This is a genomic window from Shewanella sp. GD03713 (genome assembly GCF_029843705.1).
Taxonomy (GTDB): domain Bacteria; phylum Pseudomonadota; class Gammaproteobacteria; order Enterobacterales; family Shewanellaceae; genus Shewanella.
Genome location: NZ_JAOCIW010000001.1, coordinates 4,318,835 through 4,344,155 on the forward strand (window position 1 = coordinate 4,318,835; position 25,321 = coordinate 4,344,155).

Sequence of the window (25,321 nt, forward strand, 5' to 3'; positions counted from 1 at the left end):
AGGCCCCATGCTGCGCCACTGCGACACCTCACACTTTACCCTCTGGTTTGTGAGCCGTGAGCCGTTAAGCGAATTACAGCTTACCTTAGAGAAACAAAGTTACCCGTTAACAGAGGAAGAAGTGCACAGCGTGCCACTCGGTCAGCATGCCTTTCAGTATTTACTTCGCCTGGCGCGCCCCGAACTGCTTACGCCCCAAACGGTTATCCAATATCGCGTATCGGCCAAGGGGATTGATGACCTATTTAATAACGTCAAAGAGTTGAGTTATGGCGATGCCGACTCGCCCCATCTTTACTTTAGCCAAACACTGACACAGGTATGGCACGGCTCATGCCGCAATCCCCATCACCACAGTGAGGATGCTTTAGTCGCCGCCGACACCAAACTCGCCCAGCTTATCGATAAAGGCAATAACGAACTCCCTGCGCTATTGATGCTCAGCGGCGATCAGGTCTATGTGGATGATGTGGCAGGCCCCATGCTATCCGCCATAGGTCAAGTGATCGAAAAACTAGGTTTGCACCATGAAGCCTTTCACGGCGCCGCTATTGCGGGAAGCGAGGTCATCAGTTATCAGCCCGAGCATTTGTATTTACGCCATAAAAATTTGTTGCCGCGCACCGAATATTCCGCCAAAACCGCAATCTGGCGCTGGTATATCAATCATCCGATTTTTACCTCATCGATTGCCGAAAACCATTTAGTCAGTCTCAATGAGATGATTGCCCTGTATCTGCTGACTTGGTCGCCCGAATTATGGGAGCTTATCGACTTACCCAAGGAGGTTGAGGGACTATCGGCGGCGAATCAGCTACGTTGGCAGCGCGAATGGCAAAATCTATTGGCCTTTAAGGTGGGGCTAAAACAGGTTAGGCGCCTAATGGCGCATATTCCCGTGTATATGATGTTCGATGACCATGACATCACCGACGATTGGAACCTCACCGCCAAGTGGGAACAGGCGGCCTACGGCCACGACTTTTCGAAGCGCATTATTGGTAATGCCTTGATTGCCTATACCTTATTCCAAGGTTTAGGCAACGCACCTAGCCAGTTTGATACCGAGGTTCGACCGTTGTTAGATGGTTTTTTCGCCCGCCCAGCGCCAGAAGCCCAAGATGAATTAATCGATCTATTACTCAAATTCGAGCAATGGCATTACACCTTAGACACTTCGCCTAAGCTGGTTGTGTTAGATACCCGCACCCGCCGCTGGCGCAGTGAATCTAATCTCGCCAAACCCTCAGGCCTAATGGATTGGGAAGCCTTAATGGACTTACAACAGGCGCTACTCGGCCAATCTAAGGTGATTATTGTTTCACCCGCGCCGATGTTTGGGGTCAAGGTGATTGAAGCCGTACAACGTATGGCGACATTTATAGGCGCTTCACTGCTAGTTGATGCCGAAAACTGGATGGCGCATCCGGGCGCAGCCAATGCTTTGCTGAGTATCTTTATGCACCGCAAAACCCCAGAGCAATTTGTGATCCTCTCGGGGGATGTGCACTACTCCTTCGCCTATGACATCAGCATTCGCTTCCGCCGTAGCAGCCCCAATATTTACCAAATTACCTGTAGCGGGATTAAAAACCAGTTCCCCGAGAAACTACTGCCGTTTTTCGATAAGCTCAACGGCTGGCTTTACGGCCACTTCTCGCCGTTAAACCTATTCACCAAACGTAAGCGAATGTCGCTTCGTGGTCGGCGCCCTAATGGCGAGCGCAGCAAGCGTTTAGTCAACCGCAGTGGGATAGGGATTTTAGCGTTAGCTGAAAATGGTGAACCAACAAAAATTGCGGTTTTACATGGGGATATGACCGAGACTCGGTTCGAACCACCGAGGCAGGAATAGCTTAAACAGGGTTGTGTTTTGCCGCTTCAGAACTGGTTGCTCCCGCTCCAGAATCCACAGGTTTAGCGGTGGCTTCTTGGTTAGGCAAGCTCTGTTTAAATAGCTGGGACTCAAGGCGTTTTTGCGGCGTTGCATCATCACGCATCTGATCCCAAACGCCCTTGGGCTGTAACGACACATCGGTTTGATTCTCAGCATCCTGCATCGCCTCGGCACTCGGTTTCTTCGGCTCGATCACCGCGCTGGCTTTACGGATTTCCGTCGTCAGCTCTTGTACATAGGGATGCTTAGTCCAACTGCCAAAATACATGGCGCCCAGCAACACCGCGGCACAGAGTAAAATTGAAACGATTGCAGATTTGGTCATTCTATTGAGTTCCTCAAACAATCAGCGTCAGACTCCTTACAACTAATGAGCATAACAGAGTCTGTATTCTTACCATTGCAGAGAAGCTCACACAATCATCTTGCAGTACCCCACTTTTTATACTGTGGCAATAATGCTTTCCGCTGACTAAAACGTTAATCCATCACATTCAATATCGTGCGAGCGACCACTGATTGGATCGACAAAACGTAATCGCTGCGCCAAGAGTTGTAGCGGCTTGCTAAAATCATCCGGTCCTTTAGGGTATAAGGTCGGATAAAAGCGGTCATTTAACAGTGGCATACCAAGGCTTTGCATATGGACCCGTAGCTGGTGTGTCTTGCCCGTAATAGGGCTTAACTCGAATAAACCAAACTCCCCATGAATCGCCACTAAGCTGATTTCAGAGTGGGTATTTGCCTCTCCTTCAACTATTTTCATGGTAAAACTCGGCTCGCTTCGTTGCATGCGATTTTTTACCGTCCAATGCAATGGCAGGGTTAATTCGCCACTGGCATATTGCGCCATTATCTCAGGGGTGAGTTTGGCAATCGCTTGATAATCTTTACGAATCGCATCATCGATAAATAATTGGTGATAAATATGCCGCGTCTCTGGGCGAGTCGTCATCAGGATCACGCCTGCGGTTTCACGGTCTAACCTGTGTGCTGGAGCGATAGTGTCTATCCCAGTGCTTAAGCGTAATCTGTGTACTAGGCACTCATTGACATAATCGCCACTGGGGGTGACGGGTAAAAAATGCGGTTTGTAGGCCAAGATAAGATTGTCATCTTGAAACAAAATCGGCGATTCGAAGGGGACTTGTGCCTCGACGGAGACTTCACGGTAGTAATAGGCCCTCGCCGTCGGGCGATAGGCAGTCTCCAACCCAATTAAGCTGCCATCTTGCCAATGTACTTTACCGTCGAGGATCCGCTGGCGCCAAACCGCTTCGCCAATATGGGCATAATGGTCGATCAAAAAAGAAAATACGGTTGGTTTATCAACCACCTCCAAGGGAAGAACCACAAAGGAAGGTTGGGCGGCACGGGCGGTTTGAGTCATAGAAACAACTAGCGGCTACAATGAGCCGCTATTTTAGCCTCGGTGTGGTTTTTCAGTCCACATGGGACTTGATGAGTTGCAGGACAAAATCCATCGTTTTATGGCAGTCGGGTTGATTTACTAGCACCAGCTTATCGCGGTTATACATGGGCAGCACTTCTAACCAACGCTGACTCACCCAAGCCGCATCCTCTAAATGCACTTGGGAATAGAGCTCCAACAAGTCAGGGTTCACCTCATAGAATTGCTCCAGCGCGGCACTGATCAGCTCGAACTCCCCTTCAATCGGCTCTTCTTGCCAATTTTGACAGGGCAAAGTGCGGGACATCCACAGCTTATCTTTTGCTTCTGCCGCCGAGAGAATGCTAACTCTTTGTCGCCCCTCTAACACTATGCTGAGGGACTCATCTTCCAGTTGGTTGAAATCGATGATGTCGCACTGAGTGGCTGTGGGATAACAGGGAGGAGTACCACTGGGTTTCATCGCCGCAAAGGCTAAATGATATTTGCCTTTCAAGACATCCGCGACCATACGTAATTGACCCGGTTCGACCACGCGGACTTCAATCCTTCCCTGTGGCAGCAACAAGGCATCGCGCATAATTAACGCCATTTCTCGTGTTTGCATAGCAACCTCCTGCCCACCGACATCGGAGCGAACAAAAATTAGCCACTCCTTATTAATTTAGAGTGTAGCAGGAGAAATAATTTCCTTCCTAAAGTCGCTGACAGCAAAAAAGAATTTAGGCTTGCTTGCCGCTCTCTCCTTACAGCGGTGCTAGGTATGCAGCGATATTTCCCTTTTCATATACCTCGGCAAATTCATCGGCTAGGCGTTCGCTTAAGGCAACAGAGCGGCGCCAATACTGCATCCGCTGCGCCGTATCCAATTGCTTAAAGTCTTCACGGTCGGGCACCTTACTAAAAGGTAACGAAGCCACAAACTCCGCCGAAGGCGCCAATACCAAAGCGTTATCGTAATTGGTGCGTGCACGGCGCCAGGTTAAGGATTTATCAAACCATCCGGGGCTCATGTGGGGATAAAAATGCGGATACAAGGTTAAACCTGTGGCATGTGATAAAGGCAAATCGAAGTGATAGTCGGTGATGCCACCATCATAGTATTGCCCTGAGGCAACACCCTCAATTTGAGATACGGGTGCAAGCACAAGTGGAATCGATCCCGTCGCTAACATCACAGAATTCATATTGTTTTCGGTGAGCTGCGCCTGTTGGCTGGGTAAATCCGCAAGTTGTCTAAAGGGTGATGCTGCCACTTGCTGACTAAAAACCACCCGCTCGAAATGCCAACCCAAGGTTTTACGGCTAATAAGGTTGGTCGCAGCCGTTATCGCTAACCCTGCTGCCAAGGGCAATTTATGGCTAAGACGATTAATATGTTTAGCCCGGCAGGCAATTAAGTGACTGTGAATGAAGGGATGATTGACTATCTCGCGCCCGCCCGACTCGCCGAGAATGCCTTGGACAATACCTTTTACCTGCTCGCTCACTTCCAGCGGTGTCGGTATGGTTTCATACCGCTGGCCAATGTAGTAATCCTCTAAACGTCCGTAGGCTTGTAGTGGATCCTGCTGCGCCAAACAGGCTAAACGCCACGCTCCCGACGACGCCCCTAAGGTATAAAGCGGTGTCTTACGCTGCTTAAAGAATTCCGTGAAGAGATACTTATCAAGACCCGCAATCCCTAACCATTTGGGTCCACCGGATGCAGCCAATAGTTGTGTAAAAGCATCGGGATGCAGACCTTGTTCCCTGATAATGGTAAAGGCCGTAGGACCTGCAAGAAAGCGTAATGCGGGCAAAACTTAACTCCTTAAAGTGCCTCAAACCCGAGGTTTAGCGCCATTAAAACACAGCCACTCAGCGCGATAAACCTTCAGTACACCTAATGAATCTAGATGATTTTATTCACTTAGCCCATCACTTCTCCTATGGCGACATATTCGACTGGCTTTCAAGAATTATCTAGAACAGTAAGCTCTGAGTTAGTTCTTTTCTGTCTAGATGTAACAATTGTTACAGTGATAACCTTCGCCCTATCGAATTGTTACTTTCGTTGGTTCAATGTTTTCGTTCCAGCCTAAAGGTTACTCCACATTGAGAGGTTTTATGCGTCCAGCCGTTATCGCATTAGCAGTATCTTCAACTTTGGTTTTTCCTGTCGTACAAGCAGAAGAACAGGCCAGCAGCTTTGAGAAAATTGAAGTCGTCGGCTCGCGGATCGCCCTACGCACCGCAACCGACAGCGTTGCCCCCGTCGATATCATTACCGCGGAGCAACTCGAATCCACAGGTATGACCGAAACCGCTAAGGCGCTGCAATTTGCCGCGCCAAGTTACAGTTTCCCCTTCTCATCGGTCACCGATGGCTCAGACGCGGTGCGCCCTGCCAGCTTACGCGGCCTGTCGCCTGACCACACGCTAGTACTGGTAAACGGTAAACGCCGCCATGGTTCGGCGCTGGTGCATTTAAGCGGCACTGTCGGCAAGGGCTCATCTAACGTCGATTTGAACGCTATTCCGATGACGTCAATTAAACGCATCGAAATTCTGCGTGATGGCGCCTCGGCACAATACGGCTCAGATGCGATTGCCGGTGTTATCAACGTAGTCTTAAAAGATAACGACCAAGGCGGTAGTGTCTCGGCTCAAGCCGGACAAACCTATCTGGGTGACGGTGAACAATGGCGCGTAGGAGTGAACCACGGGATCAGCTTAAACAACGACGGTTTTGTGAATATTGGCGTCGAAGCCCACCATAAAGACAGCACCAATCGCGCAGGCTTAGATCCACGTCAACAATATCCTAAGCTGCCAGAAGGTTCGGCTGATCCGCGCGAAGCAACTTTCAACCGCAAGAGTCACCAAGTGGGCGACGCCGAATACGATAACTTAGGCTTATTTATCAACGCGGCGCAGCCTTTCTCAAACGACAGTAAACTCTATGCCTTCGGTGGCATTAGCCAGCGTGAAACCAAATCCGGCGCATTTTATCGCCGCGCGCTCGATGCCCGTAACTTGACCGAACTGTATCCCGACGGCTTTTTACCGCAGATCAATCCTAAGATCATCGACTCATCATTAGTCCTAGGCTATGAATTCACCCTCGGTGAATGGAATATCGATACCTCAGCGGGATATGGCGGAAACTCGTTCGAATACAACATTGTCAACACCCTAAATGCATCACTCGGCCCAGATAGCCCGACCGAATTTGATGCTGGAACCCTGTCCACCAGCGAAACAAACCTGAACATCGATGCCTCGCGCTACTATAACTTTGCCAATGACTCAGAGATTTTAGTGGCGACGGGTGTCTCTTGGCGCCAAAACGGTTATCAGATTGAGGCGGGCGAACCGGGTTCTTATATCAATGGCGGTTATGATAACCGTGCAGCGGGTAGCCAAGGCTTTACTGGCTTTACGCCCGAGTCAGAAGTCGATGAAACTCGCGACAATACCGGTGTTTATGTCGAGCTTGAAAACCAGTTAACTACTGAGTTTTATTGGGCAGCGGCGCTGCGTTACGAAAACTATTCTGACTTTGGCGGCAACACCAGTTGGAAGCTCGCGGGCCGTTACGACTTCACCGACCATTTAGCCCTGCGTGGCACAGTGAACACAGGCTTTAGAGCGCCGAGCGTACAACAGTTGTACTTCAGCAATATCTCGACCCTGTTTAATCCTGATCCGACTACCGGCCAGTTAGTGCCAACAGAATCAGGCACCTTCAACACCTTATCGCCAGTGACTAAGGCCCTAGGCATTAACGAGCTCGACCCAGAGCTATCGCAATCCTTCAGCTTAGGCTTGGTCTACACCAATGATACGGGTCTAGCCCTGACCTTGGATGCCTATCAGATTTCAATCGATGACAGGATTATCCTCTCAAGCTCAGTGACGCCAAACGACTCGCCCGCAGTTGCAGCGGCGCTGGCCAATACCAATGCTGAATCGGCGCGCTTCTTTATTAACGCCGTCGATACCCGTACTCGCGGCGTCGATTTAGTGGTGAGCCAAGATTTTGATCTTGGCAACTGGGGCGATTTACGCGCTAACTTGGCGTACGCTTATAACAAAACAGAAATCCAAGATATTCATTTCCCTGAAATTTTGGACGGACTCGGCCCTAAACTCTTCGATAATATCGAACAAACCCGCATGACCTCGGCCACGCCGCACAATACGGGTAACCTAGGTCTAACCCATGAATTAGGTGACTTTAAGACTAATATTCGCCTCAGCTACTTCGGCGATTACACAGTGGGTTACTCAACGGGTGATGTGAATTACAGCGACCAATGGGTGATGGATTTATCCGTGCGCTACGCCGCAACCGATGCCTTAAGCTTCACCGCTGGCGTGCAAAACTTGTTTGATGTGTATCCTGAAAAACGCCCAGATGACAATAACTTCAATGGTATTTTCGTCTATCCATTAACCAACACACCGTTTGGATTTAATGGGGGCTACTACTTCCTCGAGGCCAAGTACACTTACTAAGCCGCAAACAATGAAAACAGGCCATAAATGGCCTGTTTTTTTATGTCTATCGCTTATGTTCTAACGGCGGTGAACTGATTATAATCTTTACAATTCACTCATTTACTTACGCCATATCGAGTACCCCATGATTGTCGATACCTTAGCTAATCGCCATATTTATCAATCACTCAGTCCACGCATTGCCACGGCATTAGCACATCTTGCCAGCACTGACTTTAGCCAACTGCCCGTTGGCAACTATCCCCTCGATGGCGAGGATATTTTCGTAATAGTCAACGATTACCACACTAAGCCACAATCGACCGAACCCTTTGAAGTACATCAAAAATACATCGATGTGCAGTATGTGGTCAGCGGCGAAGAAGAGTTTGGCTATCTACCATTGGCCGACCAAACACCCTCAAAACCTTATTTCGAAAAGCACGATTACGCCGAGTTCGATTACGAGTCGAATAAAGCCAACGCCTCCTACATTCAACTAAAGGCGGGGATGTTTGCGCTCTTTTTCCCTGGCGACATGCATATGCCCGGCACGAGTGATACGCCGACAGCGGTGCGTAAAGTCGTGATAAAAGTGAAGATCTAACACTTGTGTAAATAATGGCCACTGCCAGCGGTCGGTTTTTAGTGGAATAGCGACTTAAGGGCGCAGCGATATGCGCTTTGGCTATTTCCGAATCGGGCGAAATATTGTTAAAATTGCCACAAATTTAAAGGAGAGTCCCTGAAATGCCTATGTACGTTGTCGGTCACAAAATCCCCGATTCTGATTCAATCTGCGGTGCTATCGCGTTAGCTTATTTAAAAAACCAAATCGGTGAAGAAGCCGTTGCCGCACGTTTAGGTGAGTTATCACCCGAAACCGCTTTTATTCTGGAGCGTTTTGGCTTTGAAGCGCCAGAATACAAAACCAGCTATGCTGGCGAGCAGGTCTACATTGTTGACCACTCTGAACTGACTCAAGCACCGGACGATATCGCTCAAGCGACTATCGTAGGTATTGTGGATCACCACAAATTAGGCGATCTGACCACTGATACGCCTTTAGAGTGCTGGATCCGCCCTGTTGGTTGCAGCAACACAGTCATTAAGATGATGTACGACTTCCACCAAGTTGCCATCCCTAAAAATATCGCTGGCATCATGATGTGCGCCATCCTGAGCGACACTGTGATCTTCAAATCACCGACCTGCACTACAGCCGACATTCGCTGCGTTGAAGCCTTGGCCGAAATCGCGGGCGTTGAAGACTTTAAAGCGCTGGGCATGGAAATGTTCAAGGTAAAATCGGCTGTTGAAGGCACGCCCGCACGCGATCTCGTGATGCGCGACTTTAAAGACTTCAACATGAACGGTAACTTAGTGGGTATCGGCCAGTTAGAAGTAATTGATCTGTCTGTATTTGATTCAATCAAAGCCGAGCTGGAAGCCGATATCAAAGCCCTGAAAGTTGAAGGCAACCGTCACAGCGTACTGTTACTGCTGACTGACATTATGAAAGAAGGCTCAGAGCTGTTAGTGGTTTCTGACGATGCCGATCTGGTTAACCGTGCCTACGGTAAAACCCCAGTCGATGGCAAAGTGTGGTTAGACGGCGTATTAAGCCGTAAGAAGCAAGTTGTGCCACAACTGCAGGCCGCTTTCGCTTAAGCTAGCATTAAGTTGTCATGCATAAAAAGCCGAACTCAGTTCGGCTTTTTTATGCCTTCGATTTAGTCACCACCATAAAATCGGCATGAAACTTTGCTCATAAAGCTATCCTAAATTTGGCTACGCCGAGTAAGATGGGATGATTCATTCTCGCACTCTGTTTTCATCATGCCAGAAGCCTTACAACACCTAATCACCGAAATGACACCTTGGTTGCAGCAATACGGTTATCTGCTGCTATTCGTGGCCATTGCCGTCGAGGGATTTGGGATTCCTGCACCGGGACAATCCTTACTGATTGTTGCCAGTTTATTGGCTGCCACGGGGCAAATGTCGCTGCCATTAGTCCTCATCGTTGCCTGCGCAGCTGCCCTGAGTGGCAACAGTTTAGGCTACTTTATCGGTCGCCGCTTCGGCGAGGTATTGCTGCAAAAAGGTTGGATAAAGCCGCAGCTTGAGGACAAGATCCACAGTGTGATTGGCCAGTATGGCATTGCAGCCTTAGTGCTCAGCCGCTTTGTCGAAGGGCTTAAGCAGTTTATGTTTATTGGCTGTGGGCTAGCCAAAATGCCCTTTAAGCAATTCGTGATGGGAAACCTACTCGCCACCAGCATTTGGGTAACGCTTTTTGGCTTAGGTCCAGTATTCATCCGCGATGAAATCGCCCCAATACTCGCGTTTTATCATCAACATAAATACCCTACATGGGCGATCGTTAGCCTGCTTTTAGTCCTTTTACTTCATTTTAGTTGGCGTAAATGGCAGATTAAAAATCAGTAAGGCGAATACGATCCTTTACTCAGTCTCTACCTTAGATTGAGGCTGAGTTGGTTCATTCGACGGAATCTCGTTAGAAGTATTTTTCTGACGTTGAGGTTCGGCATTGATTATTGATTGCTTGTCCGTGGACTCAGTTACCTCTTGTTTTGTCTTATCATCAACTTCACTCGGTTTAGCATCCATAGCTTGCGGCTGTATTTGTTCATCAGCTTGTGACGGCGCAACAGGGGGACTCACCTCACTCGGCGCTTGAGTCTCTTGTGGCTTAGGTTGCTCACCTTCAGGTAACGGCTCGACTAGCACCACGGGTTCTGCGGGGGGACTGGTTTGTGTATCGCTGGTATTTGTTGTCTCAGAGTCTGGCGCCAACGTCGCTAAATCTTCATTCGCAGGGCTTTCAACCGCATGTTTAGGCAATTGATTTCGATATAAATCAATCATGCCCATCACCTCGGACAGCGCCTTGGCGTGGTCAGGCGTTAAAATACCATTATGCCCAGAGACAATCTCATCGGACACGGCCAGCACCCATACTGCCTGCATATTGGCGTCAGGACAGGTTTGCACGCTGCGCCGCGCCTGCAGGCGAGCACGAATTTTCCAGCCCGAATGCGGCAAGGTCATCATACAACCTGGAATTTGATCGTGAGCCATTAATGCAGAGGGCATCTTCATCGGGGTCGAACAATTACCGCCAGAGCATTTATCGATATCGTGGGTAATAGCCCAAGAGTTACCCAGCGCCCGCTCGCCGTCCTTGATGTAATTAAAGGCCTCTTTTACCGCAAAATCGCCCTTAGATTGCAGCACCACCATACTCGGTTTTTGCCTATCTAGGCTCATCAGAGTATCGAGTGGCTTAAAATCCTGCGCCGGCGCGGCAGGATTTAACAGTAAGAAAAGATTCGGATTATCCTGCTCATTATCGATAGCCGCCTTAATTCTGTCTTTACTGGCATGCAGCACCACTAAGCCGCCAAGGCTGTGACCAATCACGGTATAACGCATTAATTGATGTTCAGCCACTAACACATCCAGCTTATCCAGCAACTGCGATAGCCCGGTTTGCCCTATGCGCTTGGCCACGGCTTTACGCTGTAAAATGGTCGGGAAATCCAGCGGTTCAATCCAACTGGTAGCATCTTCTGAGCCATCGAGCCAGAAGGGATCCAGCTTGTCGCCTCGCCAGCCTATGTATAAACCCAATAGGTTACGCTGGGAGTCGGATGCCGCCATCTGCTGATAAAACTGCTCGAACGCGACAAAGTTTTCGTCCGTCGGATTTGCACTGTGGTGCCAGCCGTGGACAAAAATCAGCAGTTCGGGAGCCGTGCCATTATTGGGTTGTAAAATCCGCGCCTTGAGCCCTTGCCATTGTCCATCGTTGTGTGGCTGACCTTGATCGTTAAATTCAATCACATGCAGATTTTGCGTAGCAATATCAGGGCCGGGGATGTGATAGGCTTGGTCAGGAATAAAAGGAAGTAAAATACCGAGGGACAACAACATTAAAAACAGTAGCTTGTACTGCGTAAACTTCTTAAGGCTCATTTATGACAACTAAATTGTGGCCAGACTAGGCCAATATAGACACGCTGCTGGGGCTAACAGCAAAATTGGCCAAATTATACGCTAACCCCAAATTTCCAGCTAGAGCCGACTACGCCTTTTATCATCATGCTTACTCGAGTTAGCGCCAAGTGTCGGGCAGCTTCACTTGACTCCAAAGGTCATCGCACAATGGCGCGGTATGTTGCCACTGACCGCTACAAATCCATTTCACTAAAGCATCGCCCACCTGTGGATAGTCGATTGGATTTGGCGATGCCGCCTTGAGCCAACGTTTGACCACGCCCGTATCCAGACTCATCATACTGTCACCTGCGCCCAATAATTGGAGCGCTGCAACATTCGACAACTGTTCAAATTGCCCAATCAGCGGCTTGACCAACAACTTCTTACCTAAGGTCAGCGCCTCGCTCGCCAACTCAAATCCGGCATTACCAATCACCCCACCGCAGCTCGCTAAGTGCTGTTTAAATCCGTCACGGTTAAAACCATGCCATTGAATATGGTCGGCGAGCGGTGCAGTCGGCTGCTTAGCGTGATACACCAAGAACTGATAATCCGTAAATGGCTTAAAAAATGCGGCGATCGCATCCGCCTCTTCGAAGGGTAAATACACCAAGATTTGATGGGTATGTTCAATCGGACTGGCATCGACTTCAACAAAGGGAGGTAGGATCGGAAAACCAAAATGATGCCAATGACACCCCAGTGCCACATCTACTGGCGCAAAATAGTTGAGTAGTAACTCATTAAACCAAGTGCTTCCCAACTTAGGTACAGGATGCGTCAAGGCCGCTTGATGACTTATCCCAATAGAAGGGACTCCTTGACGCCTCGCCGCCCATGCGGATACGGGTTCAAAATCATTCAGCACTAGGTCGTAGCAACTCAAATCCAATGCTTGGATATCCTTAAGCAATGACAAGGAGCAATTTTGTCTTACCGTTTGTGGCACATTCACCCGCCCAGAGTGGGTTGCAAAGGTCATTCCCGCCTGTACGCGATACTCCCCAAAACACTCCATATCGAAAAAATGCTCAGGCTTACGCCCCGAAAACAAAAAGTCGACTTGAATATTGTGCTCAATTAAGGCTTTTGCCATCACTCGAGCACGACTTAGGTGGCCATTCCCTGTGCCTTGAACTCCGTAGAGTATTCGCATTGCTTATCCTTTAATTGTGAATGAAAGAGTGGTGAATCAAGGAGATATCCAACGAATAAGCGCCTGATTTGGGTTAAATCACAGGATGCACGAGCAGCACAGCACCCGTACCTAACACGGCGCCTGCAGCAATATCAGAAGGGTAATGCACCCCAAGTGCGATGCGTGAAGCACCAATACTGAGTGCCCACAGGTAAGCAAGAGGCGCAGCCACGGGATACACCTGCGCCACACTCGTGGCCATCACAAAGGCGGCCGCCGTGTGCCCCGAAGGTAGGCTGAATCTGTCTGAAGGTTCGAATCCCTTCTCAAACCCAACCAATGCGTGACAGGGCCGAGTGCGGCGAATGCTATTTTTGAGTAATAAGTACAGCGGCAATTCAACCAAAAAACTCGCCAACAGCAGATTGAACAGGCTCTGTCCTTGGGAGTGTGTCAGCATCAACCCGACAGCAAGATACAAATACACATGCCCATCTCCAGTTGCCGATATCCGCTTCGCCCAATCATAAACACCGTGACGTTGGCTCAAACCTACAATGCGATAAAACATGCGCTTATCTAAGTCTGTAATGTAACTCAACATAAAACAGGCTCCTTGCTGGCATGCCAGCGAGTATCATGGCGATGTTAATGAGTGCATTCTCTCGACAACCGTTAGCGTCTGCATATTTTAACGCCCTGTCAGACGACTATTTCACGATAGAACCCCACGCTAAACCCTATGGCGACTTAAACAGATATTGCTTAAGTACTCAGTGTTAAGGTGAGACTAAGAACTCCCGATGACGGCAAAGTGACATCAGGCCTAAAGTTTTATGACACTAGCGCAGAGGGAATGAATCGCGAGGGATGAAGTAATGACTGCAAAGATTAAGGAAAACGTGCCGGGAGATACAGTGCTGCCCTGATGCTAAGCTTGGGCAACACTGTCAGAAAACCTTCAAGCGACGGCTTGTTCCAACGCTTTGGCGCGGTAAATTTTCGTCAGATGATAGATATTAATACAGGCTACGAAAGCGTTCATACCTGCAACTGGCCAGGCTGAAATAAATACGCCGTAGATTACAAACAGGGTACAGCCGACAAAGTTTAACCATCTTAACCAGATGATGTTCTTCATCATAAGTGAAATTGCCACCATCACTGAGGCAAAATAACCAATAATTTCAATTGTGTTTACAGCTTCCATAGGCACCTCTCGAAGGCCCTCTACCGTCCATAAGCGTAACGGGGGGTCCTTGCCCCTAAAGCAAATTAAGTTAAGTAAGTTAATTTAAACTTGGGATATAATACCAAAACACGCAACAGAGTTGTAATAAAAAACCGTTATTTAATGACTGATATCAAGTTTTGAGGACAAACCCCTGTTAAGTGACGAAAGTTTACAACAGAAGTGTTAACCCCCAAGTGCAACAATACCGTGATTGATAACACTTTTCTTTTCAGTAATCCCTTTTATACTGGCGTAAACTCGCTAAACTGTACGCAACGCGGATCAATAGGAGTGTAAATATGGAATACAACACCTCAGAACTATGTGACATGTACTTAGATGTCGTAGATGTAGTCGAGCCCATGTTCAGTAACTACGGTGGTTGTAGCTCTTTTGGCGGTTCTATCAGCACAATTAAGTGCTTTGAAGACAACGGCCTAATCACCGAGGTCTTACAAGAAGATGGCCAAGGTAAAGTCTTACTGGTTGACGGTGGTGGCTCATTACGCCGCGCCCTGATCGATGCTTCTATCGCTGAAATCGCAGTCAACAACAACTGGGAAGGCATTATCGTTTACGGTTCAGTACGCGATGTGGATGCACTGGAAGAGTTAGACATCGGCATTCAAGCCCTTGCCTCAATTCCAGTGGGTGCCGATGGCAATTCAGTGGGCGAAGTGGAAATTCCGGTCAACTTTGGCGGCGTAACCTTCCTCCCAGGCGATCATATCTATGCCGACAACACTGGCATTATCCTGTCGCCAGAACCACTCGACATTGAGTAATGACAAATTACCTATCAAGAAAGCCAGCTAAGCTGGCTTTTTTATTGGCTGTTTTTCGCTAAGTCCCATTGAATATTCGTCCTTGGGTACGCCACAATATCTCAGTCCCTACCGATAAGAATACGAATCCATGTCTGAATTTATTCCATTTACTCAAGCCGATGTCGCCAGCTTAGTGAGCCCAAGAGCGGGTGAAACCAAAATTGGTCAATGTGTACATTTGGCCAATCACGAACATCCGCTCGAGGCGATACTCGCCACCGCCAAAGCCCACGGGGCTCAATTTGCCATTCTGGGTGTCGGGGAAGATATCGGGCCTAGAGCAAACTTAGGCAGAGGTGGCGCCACCGATGCCTTTACCACCAGCATGCGCCAATGGTTGAATTTACAGTCCAATCGTTTTCTTTCGGGCGCCGAATGCCTGATTTTAGGGCAAGTTCATACGGCGGATCTGCAATTACAGGCGCAGGATGGCGAAGGCGCAAGCCTACCCCATCTACGCCAGGCGGTTGAGCAACTCGATGAACGGGTGATTAGCATCGTTAGCGCCATACAAGCGGCTGGACTTGAACCCATACTGATTGGCGGCGGTCACAACAATGCCTACGGTCTGTTAATGGCGACTTCGGCCCATTATCAACGCCAAGTTGCCGCGGTGAATTTAGATCCGCACAGTGATTTCCGTCTACTCGAAGGGCGCCACAGCGGTAATGGCTTTAGTTATGCCGCCGATCGCGGCGCGCTGGGTTATTACCATGTGCTCGGTTTACACGAGCTCAAAAACAGCGAGGCAAATTTACAGCAACTGTCTGACTTTGGTGGCACTTGGCATAGCCTGCAACAGATTTGGATTCGTCGCGAAGTGAGCCTCGCTGAGGCGCTACAGGAGATAGCCAGCAAACTCAATCACACCGCCCTGCCCGTTGGATTAGAGCTCGATGTCGATGCCATAGCAAAAATGCCCAGCAGCGCCTCAACGGCGGCGGGCATTCCGCTGCTCGATGCCGCGCACTATATCAGTTACATCGCCAGCCATTGTCCCTGTGCTTATTTGCACTTAGCCGAAGCCGCGCCGAGCTGCCATGAGGCGGGAATTGAAGCCGGATTTAGGGATGTCGGCCAGAGTATCAGCGAGTTAATCTATGCCTATGTGCAGGCAAGGCGTCATTTTTTAGCCCAATAGCATGTTAAGCTTGCGCCCTTGTGGGCGCTAAGCTATTCACCAAATCCTGATATTGTGGTCTAATGCCAATCCATTTTATCGGGTCGGCGCACTCAACATTGGCCAATGCCAAACGCCTCAAGCCAACGCCTTGAGGAGAGTTTACTAACTCGATCACAGAGTGATAGATCAAAGATTCAGCAAATGCAGGCGATGGCTTACACTCGCCACTAATACTTTGCAAAACAATAGGAATACATTGATGTCTGAGGGCGAATCTAAAAATACCCACTTTGGTTATAAAACCGTAGAGGCGGACAAAAAGGCCGATCTCGTTGCCGGCGTGTTTCATTCGGTTGCCGCCAAGTACGATATCATGAATGACGTTATGTCCTTCGGTATTCACCGTTTTTGGAAGCGTTACACCATTGAAGTTTCTGGCGCGCGCCCCGGCATGAAAGTACTCGACCTTGCGGGTGGCACTGGCGATTTAACCGCTAAGTTCTCCCATTTGGTGGGCGAAAAAGGCGAAGTAGTATTAGCGGATATCAACGATTCTATGCTGAAAGTGGGCCGCACTAAACTGCGTGACCGAGGCATCGTTGGCAATGTGAGCTATGTACAAGCCAATGCCGAAGCGCTGCCTTTCCCCGATAATCACTTCGATATCATCACTATCGCCTTTGGTCTGCGTAACGTGACCGATAAAGACGCGGCGCTGCGTTCAATGAACCGTGTGCTTAAGCCAGGCGGTAAGTTGTTAGTGTTAGAGTTTTCTAAGCCACAGCACGAGCTGATGCGCAAAGTCTATGACTTATACAGCTTTAAAGTGCTGCCGAAAATGGGTGAAATCATTACTAAAGACGCGGACAGCTATGAGTATTTAGCCGAGTCGATTCGTATGCACCCAGACCAAGAGACCCTCAAGCAAATGATGGTCGATGCGGGCTTTGAACAGGTCGATTACACCAACATGACCGACGGCATTGTTGCCCTGCACCGCGGTTATAAATTCTAATGATGCCGCAAGAAGTGGTGTTACTTGCCTGCGCCGCCATTGAGACGGGTCTGAAGCAACTTCAGACCCAAGCTGGCGACGCCTATGCTCGCCAGCGTCAGTTACATGGCAAAGTCTTTCGCATTCAATTATCACAACTCAGTTGGCCAATTTACTTAGTCTTCGCTAAAGAAATCCAAGTGCTGAGTCGCTATGAAGGCGATGTGGATGTCAGTCTGCATGCCGATGCCACGACGCTCTATCGCGTAACAGAAGGTGCTAACCTCACCGAACTCATCAAACAGGATAAGCTCAGCCTCGAAGGTGACCTCAATCTGTTACAAAGCTTCAGCCATTATCTGCGTAGCATAGAGTTTGATTTTGCCGAGCCACTGTCGCGCTATTTAGGCGATGGGCCGACCCATAAACTACTGAGCACGGGACTGCAGGCTAAAACCTTAGCACTTGAAGTACTGCGTAAAACCCGCTCGCATTTGGGGCAACTCGCTATCGAAGAATATCGCCTTGCGCCACACCGGATTGAACTCATTCATTTTCGCGATCAAATGGATGACTTAGTTGACGATACTCGTGCGCTCGAACAACGGATTGCCAAATTAAGAGACCAAATTAAGCCATGACCCTTGCCAGTATCCGCCGCGGTTATCATGTCATTAAAACTCTACTGCAATATGGGTTAGATGACGTATTACCGCCAAAGATGACCCCTTGGTACTTTAAACTCGCCCGCAACAGCCTGTTTTGGATCCGCAATAAGCACAAAGGCAAATCTGGCGGCGAGCGTTTAAAGCTGGCGATGCAAGAGCTTGGCCCTGTGTATATTAAGCTCGGGCAAATGCTGTCAACTCGCCGTGACTTACTCAGCGATGAGTGGGCCAATGAACTTGCCATGTTGCAGGATAAAGTTCCGCCCTTCGATGGCGCCTTGGCGCGTCAAGCGATTGAAGCCGAACTTAAAGCCCCCATCGAGAGCTACTTCGACGACTTTGACGAAACACCCTTAGCCTCAGCCTCGATTTCCCAAGTGCATACCGCCACGCTCAAATCCAACGGCAAGGCCGTGGTCTTAAAAGTGCTGCGCCCGAATGTGGAAACTAAAATCCAAGCCGATCTGCTGTTGATGTCGCAAACGGCTAAGGTCATCGATTATCTCCTCGGTGAAGGGAATCGCCTGCGCCCCTCTGAGGTGATTGAAGATTACCGCGTGACTATTTTAGGTGAGCTCAATCTTAAGCTTGAGGCACTCAATGCCATTAAGCTGCGCAATAACTTCCTCGACTCAGACGCGCTCTATATTCCGTATGTCTACGAAGAGTTTTGCTATCCACGTTTAATGGTGATGGAGCGCATTTACGGTATTCCGGTGTCGGATATCGCCGCGCTGAAGGCACAGGGCACTAACTTTAAACTCTTGGCCGAGCGTGGCGTAGAGTTGTTTTTCACCCAAGTGTTCCGCGATAACTTTTTCCATGCCGATATGCATCCTGGGAATATTTTTATCTCCCGCGATCATCCCGAAAATCCTTATTATATCGGCCTAGATTGCGGCATTATGGGCACTCTCAGCGAAGTCGATAAGCGCTATTTAGCGGAAAATTTCCTCGCGTTTTTCAATCGTGATTACCACCGTATCGCGCAGCTGTATATCGAATCGGGTTGGGTATCGGAAAAAACCGATCTACAAGCCTTCGAACAAGCCATCAAGGTGGTTTGTGAACCCATGTTTAACAAGCCCTTAGATGAAATCTCCTTCGGTCATGTGTTATTAGAACTGTTCCGCACCGCACGCCACTTCGATATCGTCGTGCAGCCTCAGCTCGTGCTGCTTGAGAAGACATTACTCTATATCGAAGGCTTAGGACGTCAGCTCTATCCGCAGCTGGATCTCTGGCAAACGGCGAAGCCCTTTTTAGAACAGTGGATGGCCGAGCAAGTGGGCCCTAAGGCAATGTTTAAAAAGGTATCCACAAAACTGCCATATTGGTCTGATAAGCTTCCGGAATTCCCTGAGCTAATTTACGATAACCTTAAATTAGGCAGGAAATTGCTGAGTTCTCAGCAACAAATGCTAGATAAGTATCTGAAATATCAGCAGCAAGCACACAAGAGTAATTACTTGCTCATCACTTCTGCAATTTTATTGATCTGCGGCACGTTATTGTTCAACCAAGACGCTACACTGTGGAGCCCTTACGTGTGTCTGATTTCAGGCGCGGTGTTGTGGATTATCGGATGGCGATCTAGGCCAAAGAATCGTAAATTTTAGCTAGCACTAATTAATCAGAGGTTCATAATAGAACCGATATCAATTAAGAGGATACCTTCATGGGTGGCATTAGTATTTGGCAACTTCTTATCATCGCGTTAATCGTTGTCTTATTGTTTGGAACAAAGAAATTACGCTCTTTGGGTGGTGATTTAGGTGGTGCTGTTAAGGGCTTTAAAAACGCTATGTCTTCAGACGAAGATAAAAAAGCGTTAGAAGATGCTGAAGCAGCAAAATCCGTGCAAACAGCACAAACTGCACAACCAACCCAACAGGCGACTGAAAAGAAACCTGAGTCTAACAAAGAACAGGCGTAACTCTTTATGTTTGACGGTATCGGCTTTATGGAGCTGCTGCTGATCGGTGTTCTGGGGCTTGTGGTACTTGGCCCCGAACGTCTACCGGTTGCAGTACGTTCAGTAACAGGTTGGATCCGCGCGATGAAACGCATGGCCAACTCAGTCAAAGAAGAACTTGAGCAAGAGCTAAAGATCGAGCAGTTGCACGCCGACCTCAAAAAAGCAGAGAGTAAAGGTCTATCTAACCTCTCACCCGAACTGCAAGAATCGATCGACCAGTTAAAGCAAGCAGCACAGTCTGTGAATCGTCCTTACCAAGTGCAAGATGTTCCCGCACCGGAAAACCAGATCCACAACCCTGCGAGCCAGAGTGTTTCTACAGAGGCGAGTCCTTCGGCTTCCTCCGCCCCCACTAGCGAGTCCAATCAGGGCGAGGATACCCGTTCCAACCCGAAAGCTAACGGATAATTCATGTCGCAACAGCAGCCACTTATCAGCCATTTGCTTGAACTCAGGTCCAAGCTGCTTAAATCCATTGCCAGTGTGTTAATCGTGTTCATTTGTAGCGTGTATTGGGCAAATGATATTTACCACTACATGGCAATCCCTTTAATGCAGTCTTTGCCCTTAGGTGGCAGCATGATTGCGACCGATGTCGCCGCGCCTTTCTTCGCCCCTTTCAAACTGACGTTAGTCCTGTCATTTTTTGTGGCTGTTCCCTACGTGCTCTATCAAATTTGGTCCTTCGTGGCGCCAGGTTTATATAAGCATGAAAAACGCTTAGTCATGCCGCTACTCTTCAGTAGCACAGTGCTGTTTTACTTAGGGATCGCCTTTGCGTATTTCGTTGTATTCCCCGTGGTATTTGGCTTCTTCGCCAACACGGCCCCCGAGGGTGTGCAAGTGGCAACCGACATCAGCAGCTATCTCGACTTTGTGCTGAAATTGTTTTTTGCCTTTGGCCTATCCTTTGAAATCCCGGTTGCCGTAGTCCTGCTTTGCTGGGCGGGTGTCACCACGCCTGAAGATCTCAAACAAAAACGCCCTTATATCATTGTCGGCGCATTCGTGGTGGGCATGCTGTTAACGCCACCGGATGTTATCTCCCAGACTATGCTTGCCGTACCAATGCTGTTATTGTTCGAAGGCGGATTATTTGCGGCTCGTTTTTACAGTAAAGCTGATGACGAGTCCGACGAAGAAGAATCAACGAACGACTAATGCCTTAATCGGCATTAGAGGAAAATAATAATAAGGAAACTGGGATGCGTTTTACTTTACTGACTGGTGCAGTGTTACTGGTATCTTCACAGGCTAATGCCGCGATTGAGCAGCAATTAACTCAATGTGCAGGGATAACGGACAAGCTCGAGCGCTTGGTATGTTATGACAACCTCGCGGCAACAATTCAAGTCACCACAGTGACCAATAACACCACGGCACCGATAGCTGTCGCCCCTGTTGTCACACCCGCTGCTGCCCCTGCAGTTGTGGCGAGTGCTGCTCCTGTTGCAGCTGCAGCTGCCGCGACCAATGCCGAAGATAATTTCGGTATGGAAGTTAAACGCGTCCAAGAAAATACGACCGACAAAATTTATCTCGATGTGGAGTCAATAGCAGAAGATGCCTACGGCGCGTTAAAGATTACCTTTACCAATGGCCAAATTTGGAAACAAACCGAAAACCGTAAATTCAACTTAAAAGTCGGTGAAAAGGTATTTATCGAAAAAGCCGCGCTTGGCTCTTTCTTAATGGGCACTGAAAGTCGTAATGCTAAGGTGAGGGTAAAGCGCCTAAAATAATGTCATCTTATATAGATATCGCTGTCAACTTGCTTGGCAGCGCACTCGAACCAGACATAGCGCAAATCGTACAAGCAGCGGCGGACCAAGGGGTTTCGCCGTTAATTGTTATTGGCAGCGATTTAACTGAAAGCGCCGCCGCCATTCAATTATGCCAACAGTATCCCAAACAGCTTTACTGCACCGCAGGCGTACATCCCCACCATGCTAGCGAATGGCAAGCAGACTCCAAACAGTTACAAACCACACTCTGCCAAGCGCCACAAGTCGTTGCCGTCGGCGAATGCGGACTAGACTACAACCGGGACTTCTCCCCTCGCCCGGCCCAGCGCCAAGCGTTTATCGACCAGCTCGAACTCGCGGTTGAACTCAAAAAGCCGGTACTCATGCATGAACGAGATGCCCACGCTGATTTTTTGAGTATTGTTAAAGAATACCGCCCCCATCTCAGCGGCGCATTACTGCACTGCTTTACTGGCACCCAGGCTCAAATGGAAGCCTATATTGAGCTCGATCTACATCTAGGCATTACTGGATGGGTATGTGATGAGAGGCGCGGCCAGGAACTTGCCGAGCTCGTCCCGTTTATTCCGAAAGAGCGTTTATTGATTGAAACGGACAGCCCTTACCTGCTACCACGCAGTATGCGGCCCAAACCTAAGTCCAGTAAAAATAAACCCGAGTACTTGCCCTATATTGCGCAATATATTGCCAATCTGCGGGGTGAAAATGCGGCTGAATTTGCCAAACAGTGCTATCAAAATAGCCTAGCCTTTTTTAATTTGAGTCAAGCGAATGGCTAAGTTCGGCAGCTTATTGGTTTTGTTACTCGGTATGCTCATATCATTTGGCGGCTTTGCCAATACGATGAGCATAGATGAGCAGACGACTACACCACTAAACCTAACCCCGTGGTTGATGGTGACGCACTCCAATGCTAACCCTCAGCTAGGCGATATTCAGGCTTTACCCAAGTCGCAATGGCACAAGTTTACCAGTGATGATATTCAACGCCTTAGCCAACATGATTTTTGGCTGAGAGTAAACATTACCAGTGGTGATGAGAGTCTTGCACGCATTCTCGCCCTCGATAATCCGCTATTGGATAGAGTGACCGTCTTCCATTTGGTGAATAACCAACTCATCAACACCACAGAGATGGGGGATACACTGCTCTATAAAAACCGCCCACTGCCGAGCAATATCTTTCTGTATCCTTTTAAACTAAGCAGCAATGAGCAACACACCTTCTATCTGCATATCGTTACCGAAGGCAGTGCGGCAGTACCTCTCAGCCTTTGGTCAGCCAATGATTTAGCTCAAATTGCCGAATCGACAGCCGTTGAGCATGGCTTTCAGCTCGGCGTGCTCGCCGCGATAGGGATTTTCAGTCTGTTTATCGCCTTGGCCTCTGGTTCATTCAGCTATAGTTATTACTCAGGTTATGTCCTGTGCATGACGCTATTAGTGGCCACGATCAATGGTTATGCATTCCGTTTTCTCTGGCCCAATTGGCCTGCGTTACAGCAACTGATGGTTCCCGTGCTGTTACCTCTGGTGATGGCCTTTGCCTTAATGTTCACCGAGAAAATCCTGCAACTGAAATACTATAACCGCCGGATGTTATTAATGTGCCGCTACAGCGCGGTCTACATTATTCTTGTTGGTCTTTTAGTCCCCTTTTTGCGCTATGGAACAGTGCTGTATATCGAGATAATCTCGGTAGCGATACTCAGCATCATCATGATGATACTTGCCATAATACAAGCCATTAATGGTCAAAAGCTGGCAAAGCTCTATACCATCGGCTGGGTGAGTATGCTTACCGGCGCCTGCATCAGCAGCCTACTCTATTTGAGTGTTATCGAGTTTAATATCAAGCCGCAAACGCCGGTGATGCTTGGGCTCACCTTCGAAATCATCTTTATGTCGCTGGTACTCGCTATCCGCTATAACGATGAGCGCAAATCTAAGCTCCGCATTCAACAGGAGGCCCTCAAGCAAGCGCAAAAGATCCGTAGTGCGCGCGAGGAAGCCTTAAAAGTGGAAGCTGAAACCAATGAAAGACTCGAACAGATGGTGCAGGAGCGTACCCTAGAGCTTGAAATCACCCTGCGCGAATTGCATGAAGTTAACCAAAAGCTTACCGAGCAGAGCACTATCGATAGCTTAACCGGTGTGAAAAACCGCAGCGCCTTCGATAAACGACTACTCGCCGAGAGCCGGATCAGCCGTCGCCAAGAGACCCCTATCGCCCTATTGATGCTGGATATCGACCGCTTTAAATCGATTAACGATCAATTCGGCCACCTAGCAGGGGATCAAGCCTTAAAAGTGATTGCGACAACCTTACAGCAACATTTAAAACGACCAACCGATCTAGTATCACGTTTTGGTGGTGAAGAGTTTGCTATTATTCTCCCCAATACGACTGCGGACGGCGCCATTCAAGTCGCTGAAAGCATTAGAGACGCAGTGACTAGCATCGGCCTAGCATGGGAAGGAAAGCCCATTCCCTTGACCGTGAGTATCGGTGTCAGTGCCGACGTGATCAGTAACGACCAACACAGTACCGAATTATTAGAGCAAGCCGACAAGGCGCTCTATCAGGCAAAAAATAGCGGACGCAACCAAGTCAAATTGTATGCGCCAGCACAAACAGAACCTACTTAGGAGTCTAATGTGAACATCATTACCAGTGCCTTCCCTCAGCGCAGAATGCGCCGCATGCGTAAACATGACTTTAGCCGTCGTCTGATGGCTGAGAATCACCTAACAGTCAATGACTTGATCTACCCCATGTTTGTGCTTGAAGGCACCAATCGCAGCGAAAAAGTCGCCTCTATGCCAGGGGTTGAGCGCTACTCTATCGATTTACTGTTAAAAGAAGCCGAAGAGCTAGTCGAACTCGGTATTCCGTTAATTGCCCTGTTCCCTGTTACGCCAGCAGAGAAGAAATCACTGATGGCAGAAGAAGCCTACAATGCCGATGCTTTAGTGCAGCGGGCCGTACGTGAACTGAAAAAGGCCTTCCCACAACTGGGTATTATGACTGACGTGGCCTTAGATCCTTTCACCACCCACGGTCAAGACGGCATTATCGATGAAACAGGCTACATCCTGAATGACATCACTACTGAGATCTTAGTGAAACAAGCATTATCCCATGCTGAAGCGGGTGCAGACATTGTTGCGCCATCGGACATGATGGATGGTCGTATTGGTGCGATTCGCCAAGCACTCGAAGCCGCAGGCCATGTAAACACCCAAATCATGGCTTATTCAGCCAAATACTCCTCAAGCTACTATGGTCCCTTCCGTGATGCCGTCGGCTCAGCAGGCAACCTAAAAGGTGGCAATAAACATAGCTATCAAATGGATCCGGCCAACAGCGATGAAGCGCTGCATGAAGTTGCGCTAGACATCCAAGAAGGCGCAGACATGGTGATGGTGAAGCCTGGTATGCCTTACCTAGATATCGTTCACCGCGTAAAAACCGAATTAGCTGTGCCTACCTTCGCTTACCAAGTGAGTGGCGAATATGCCATGCACATGGCAGCCATTCAAAATGGTTGGTTAGCGGAAAAGGCCATCGTCATGGAATCGCTGCTATGCTTCAAACGCGCTGGCGCCGATGGCATCCTAACCTACTTTGCTAAACGTGCAGCACAGTGGCTAAAAGAAGCTAAATAATCGGGTTTAGAAACCAATTCTAAGCATAAAGGGCAGCCATACGCTGCCCTTTTTATTGGCTCGAACAAAGCTCTTGAAACTACTGCTTTATCGTTCAAAACGATA

At 48.7% G+C, this 25,321-nt stretch carries 25 protein-coding genes; 17 read left to right on the forward strand and 8 right to left on the reverse strand.

Annotated features, from left to right (window positions below; all coding sequences use genetic code 11):
- Nucleotides 1-7 precede the first annotated feature (7 nt).
- Nucleotides 8-1,855, forward strand: a complete 1,848-nt coding sequence (locus N5E87_RS18885) for an alkaline phosphatase D family protein (protein WP_279775871.1) — start codon at nt 8-10, stop codon at nt 1,853-1,855.
- Between the two features lies 1 nt (nt 1,856).
- Here N5E87_RS18885 and N5E87_RS18890 read toward each other — a convergent pair whose 3' ends face one another.
- The 4 genes from N5E87_RS18890 to N5E87_RS18905 form a co-directional block, all read right to left on the reverse strand.
- Nucleotides 1,857-2,222 carry a hypothetical protein gene (locus N5E87_RS18890; protein ID WP_279775701.1) on the reverse strand — a complete coding sequence of 122 codons (366 nt, stop codon included), beginning with the start codon at nt 2,220-2,222 and terminating at the stop codon, nt 1,857-1,859.
- A 147-nt stretch (nt 2,223-2,369) separates the two neighbouring features.
- Complete coding sequence (locus N5E87_RS18895; RefSeq protein WP_023266879.1) at nt 2,370-3,287, reverse strand: pseudouridine synthase; 918 nt, start codon at nt 3,285-3,287, stop codon at nt 2,370-2,372.
- 52 nt (nt 3,288-3,339) lie between these two features.
- Nucleotides 3,340-3,915 (reverse strand): LON peptidase substrate-binding domain-containing protein, encoded by a 576-nt coding sequence (locus tag N5E87_RS18900; RefSeq protein WP_023266878.1) that lies wholly within the window; start codon nt 3,913-3,915, stop codon nt 3,340-3,342.
- 139 nt (nt 3,916-4,054) lie between these two features.
- A complete protein-coding gene (locus N5E87_RS18905) occupies nt 4,055-5,110 on the reverse strand; it encodes an alpha/beta hydrolase (protein ID WP_279775702.1) in 1,056 nt (351 codons plus the stop codon).
- Nucleotides 5,111-5,417: 307 nt separating this feature from the next.
- On the opposite strand from N5E87_RS18905, the gene N5E87_RS18910 reads away from it, so the two are divergent.
- From N5E87_RS18910 to N5E87_RS18925, 4 genes are all read left to right on the forward strand, one after another.
- Complete coding sequence (locus tag N5E87_RS18910) at nt 5,418-7,811, forward strand: TonB-dependent receptor (protein WP_279751575.1); 2,394 nt, start codon at nt 5,418-5,420, stop codon at nt 7,809-7,811.
- 127 nt (nt 7,812-7,938) lie between these two features.
- The gene (locus N5E87_RS18915; protein ID WP_011624946.1) at nt 7,939-8,400 is read left to right on the forward strand and encodes a YhcH/YjgK/YiaL family protein; all 462 of its coding nucleotides are present in this window, start codon (nt 7,939-7,941) and stop codon (nt 8,398-8,400) included.
- Between the two features lie 143 nt (nt 8,401-8,543).
- On the forward strand, nt 8,544-9,464 hold the full coding sequence (locus N5E87_RS18920; RefSeq protein ID WP_011624271.1) for a manganese-dependent inorganic pyrophosphatase: 921 nt from the start codon (nt 8,544-8,546) through the stop codon (nt 9,462-9,464).
- Between the two features lie 168 nt (nt 9,465-9,632).
- Nucleotides 9,633-10,244 carry a DedA family protein gene (locus tag N5E87_RS18925; protein WP_279775703.1) on the forward strand — a complete coding sequence of 204 codons (612 nt, stop codon included), beginning with the start codon at nt 9,633-9,635 and terminating at the stop codon, nt 10,242-10,244.
- A gap of 15 nt (nt 10,245-10,259) precedes the next feature.
- Here N5E87_RS18925 and N5E87_RS18930 read toward each other — a convergent pair whose 3' ends face one another.
- The 4 genes from N5E87_RS18930 to N5E87_RS18945 all read right to left on the reverse strand — a co-directional run bounded on the left by N5E87_RS18930 (nt 10,260) and on the right by N5E87_RS18945 (nt 14,167).
- On the reverse strand, nt 10,260-11,795 hold the full coding sequence (locus tag N5E87_RS18930) for a thioesterase (protein WP_279775704.1): 1,536 nt from the start codon (nt 11,793-11,795) through the stop codon (nt 10,260-10,262).
- A gap of 139 nt (nt 11,796-11,934) precedes the next feature.
- On the reverse strand, nt 11,935-12,975 hold the full coding sequence (locus N5E87_RS18935) for an MJ1255/VC2487 family glycosyltransferase (protein ID WP_279775706.1): 1,041 nt from the start codon (nt 12,973-12,975) through the stop codon (nt 11,935-11,937).
- 73 nt (nt 12,976-13,048) lie between these two features.
- The gene (locus tag N5E87_RS18940; protein WP_088209987.1) at nt 13,049-13,561 is read right to left on the reverse strand and encodes a phosphatase PAP2 family protein; all 513 of its coding nucleotides are present in this window, start codon (nt 13,559-13,561) and stop codon (nt 13,049-13,051) included.
- Nucleotides 13,562-13,918: 357 nt separating this feature from the next.
- Nucleotides 13,919-14,167, reverse strand: coding sequence for a YgjV family protein (locus N5E87_RS18945; RefSeq protein ID WP_011073879.1), 249 nt, complete (start codon nt 14,165-14,167; stop codon nt 13,919-13,921).
- A 323-nt stretch (nt 14,168-14,490) separates the two neighbouring features.
- Here N5E87_RS18945 and rraA point away from each other — a divergent pair, with 323 nt between their 5' ends.
- From rraA to hemB, 12 genes are all read left to right on the forward strand, one after another.
- Entirely contained in the window at nt 14,491-14,976 is a 486-nt protein-coding gene (gene rraA, locus N5E87_RS18950) for a ribonuclease E activity regulator RraA (protein ID WP_011624278.1), read from the forward strand.
- A 130-nt stretch (nt 14,977-15,106) separates the two neighbouring features.
- Entirely contained in the window at nt 15,107-16,159 is a 1,053-nt protein-coding gene (locus tag N5E87_RS18955) for a formimidoylglutamase (RefSeq protein ID WP_279775707.1), read from the forward strand.
- A 241-nt stretch (nt 16,160-16,400) separates the two neighbouring features.
- Nucleotides 16,401-17,156 carry a bifunctional demethylmenaquinone methyltransferase/2-methoxy-6-polyprenyl-1,4-benzoquinol methylase UbiE gene (gene ubiE, locus N5E87_RS18960; RefSeq protein WP_011624280.1) on the forward strand — a complete coding sequence of 252 codons (756 nt, stop codon included), beginning with the start codon at nt 16,401-16,403 and terminating at the stop codon, nt 17,154-17,156.
- Nucleotides 17,156-17,776, forward strand: a complete 621-nt coding sequence (locus N5E87_RS18965) for an SCP2 sterol-binding domain-containing protein (protein ID WP_109287961.1) — start codon at nt 17,156-17,158, stop codon at nt 17,774-17,776. The genes ubiE and N5E87_RS18965 overlap by 1 nt, the downstream gene beginning before the upstream one ends.
- Entirely contained in the window at nt 17,773-19,422 is a 1,650-nt protein-coding gene (gene ubiB, locus N5E87_RS18970; RefSeq protein WP_226059454.1) for a ubiquinone biosynthesis regulatory protein kinase UbiB, read from the forward strand. Before N5E87_RS18965 ends, ubiB begins: the two co-directional genes overlap by 4 nt.
- A gap of 59 nt (nt 19,423-19,481) precedes the next feature.
- Nucleotides 19,482-19,739 carry a Sec-independent protein translocase subunit TatA gene (tatA, locus tag N5E87_RS18975; RefSeq protein WP_011718485.1) on the forward strand — a complete coding sequence of 86 codons (258 nt, stop codon included), beginning with the start codon at nt 19,482-19,484 and terminating at the stop codon, nt 19,737-19,739.
- A gap of 6 nt (nt 19,740-19,745) precedes the next feature.
- On the forward strand, nt 19,746-20,189 hold the full coding sequence (gene tatB / locus N5E87_RS18980; RefSeq protein ID WP_086902291.1) for a Sec-independent protein translocase protein TatB: 444 nt from the start codon (nt 19,746-19,748) through the stop codon (nt 20,187-20,189).
- Between the two features lie 3 nt (nt 20,190-20,192).
- A complete protein-coding gene (tatC, locus tag N5E87_RS18985; RefSeq protein ID WP_011718487.1) occupies nt 20,193-20,942 on the forward strand; it encodes a twin-arginine translocase subunit TatC in 750 nt (249 codons plus the stop codon).
- A gap of 44 nt (nt 20,943-20,986) precedes the next feature.
- Entirely contained in the window at nt 20,987-21,523 is a 537-nt protein-coding gene (locus tag N5E87_RS18990) for a hypothetical protein (protein ID WP_279775708.1), read from the forward strand.
- Complete coding sequence (locus N5E87_RS18995; RefSeq protein ID WP_279775709.1) at nt 21,523-22,326, forward strand: TatD family hydrolase; 804 nt, start codon at nt 21,523-21,525, stop codon at nt 22,324-22,326. Before N5E87_RS18990 ends, N5E87_RS18995 begins: the two co-directional genes overlap by 1 nt.
- Nucleotides 22,319-24,196, forward strand: coding sequence for a diguanylate cyclase (locus N5E87_RS19000; protein WP_279775711.1), 1,878 nt, complete (start codon nt 22,319-22,321; stop codon nt 24,194-24,196). Before N5E87_RS18995 ends, N5E87_RS19000 begins: the two co-directional genes overlap by 8 nt.
- 9 nt (nt 24,197-24,205) lie before the next feature.
- Nucleotides 24,206-25,216 carry a porphobilinogen synthase gene (hemB, locus tag N5E87_RS19005; RefSeq protein ID WP_011624289.1) on the forward strand — a complete coding sequence of 337 codons (1,011 nt, stop codon included), beginning with the start codon at nt 24,206-24,208 and terminating at the stop codon, nt 25,214-25,216.
- The last annotated feature ends 105 nt before the right edge of the window (nt 25,217-25,321 follow it).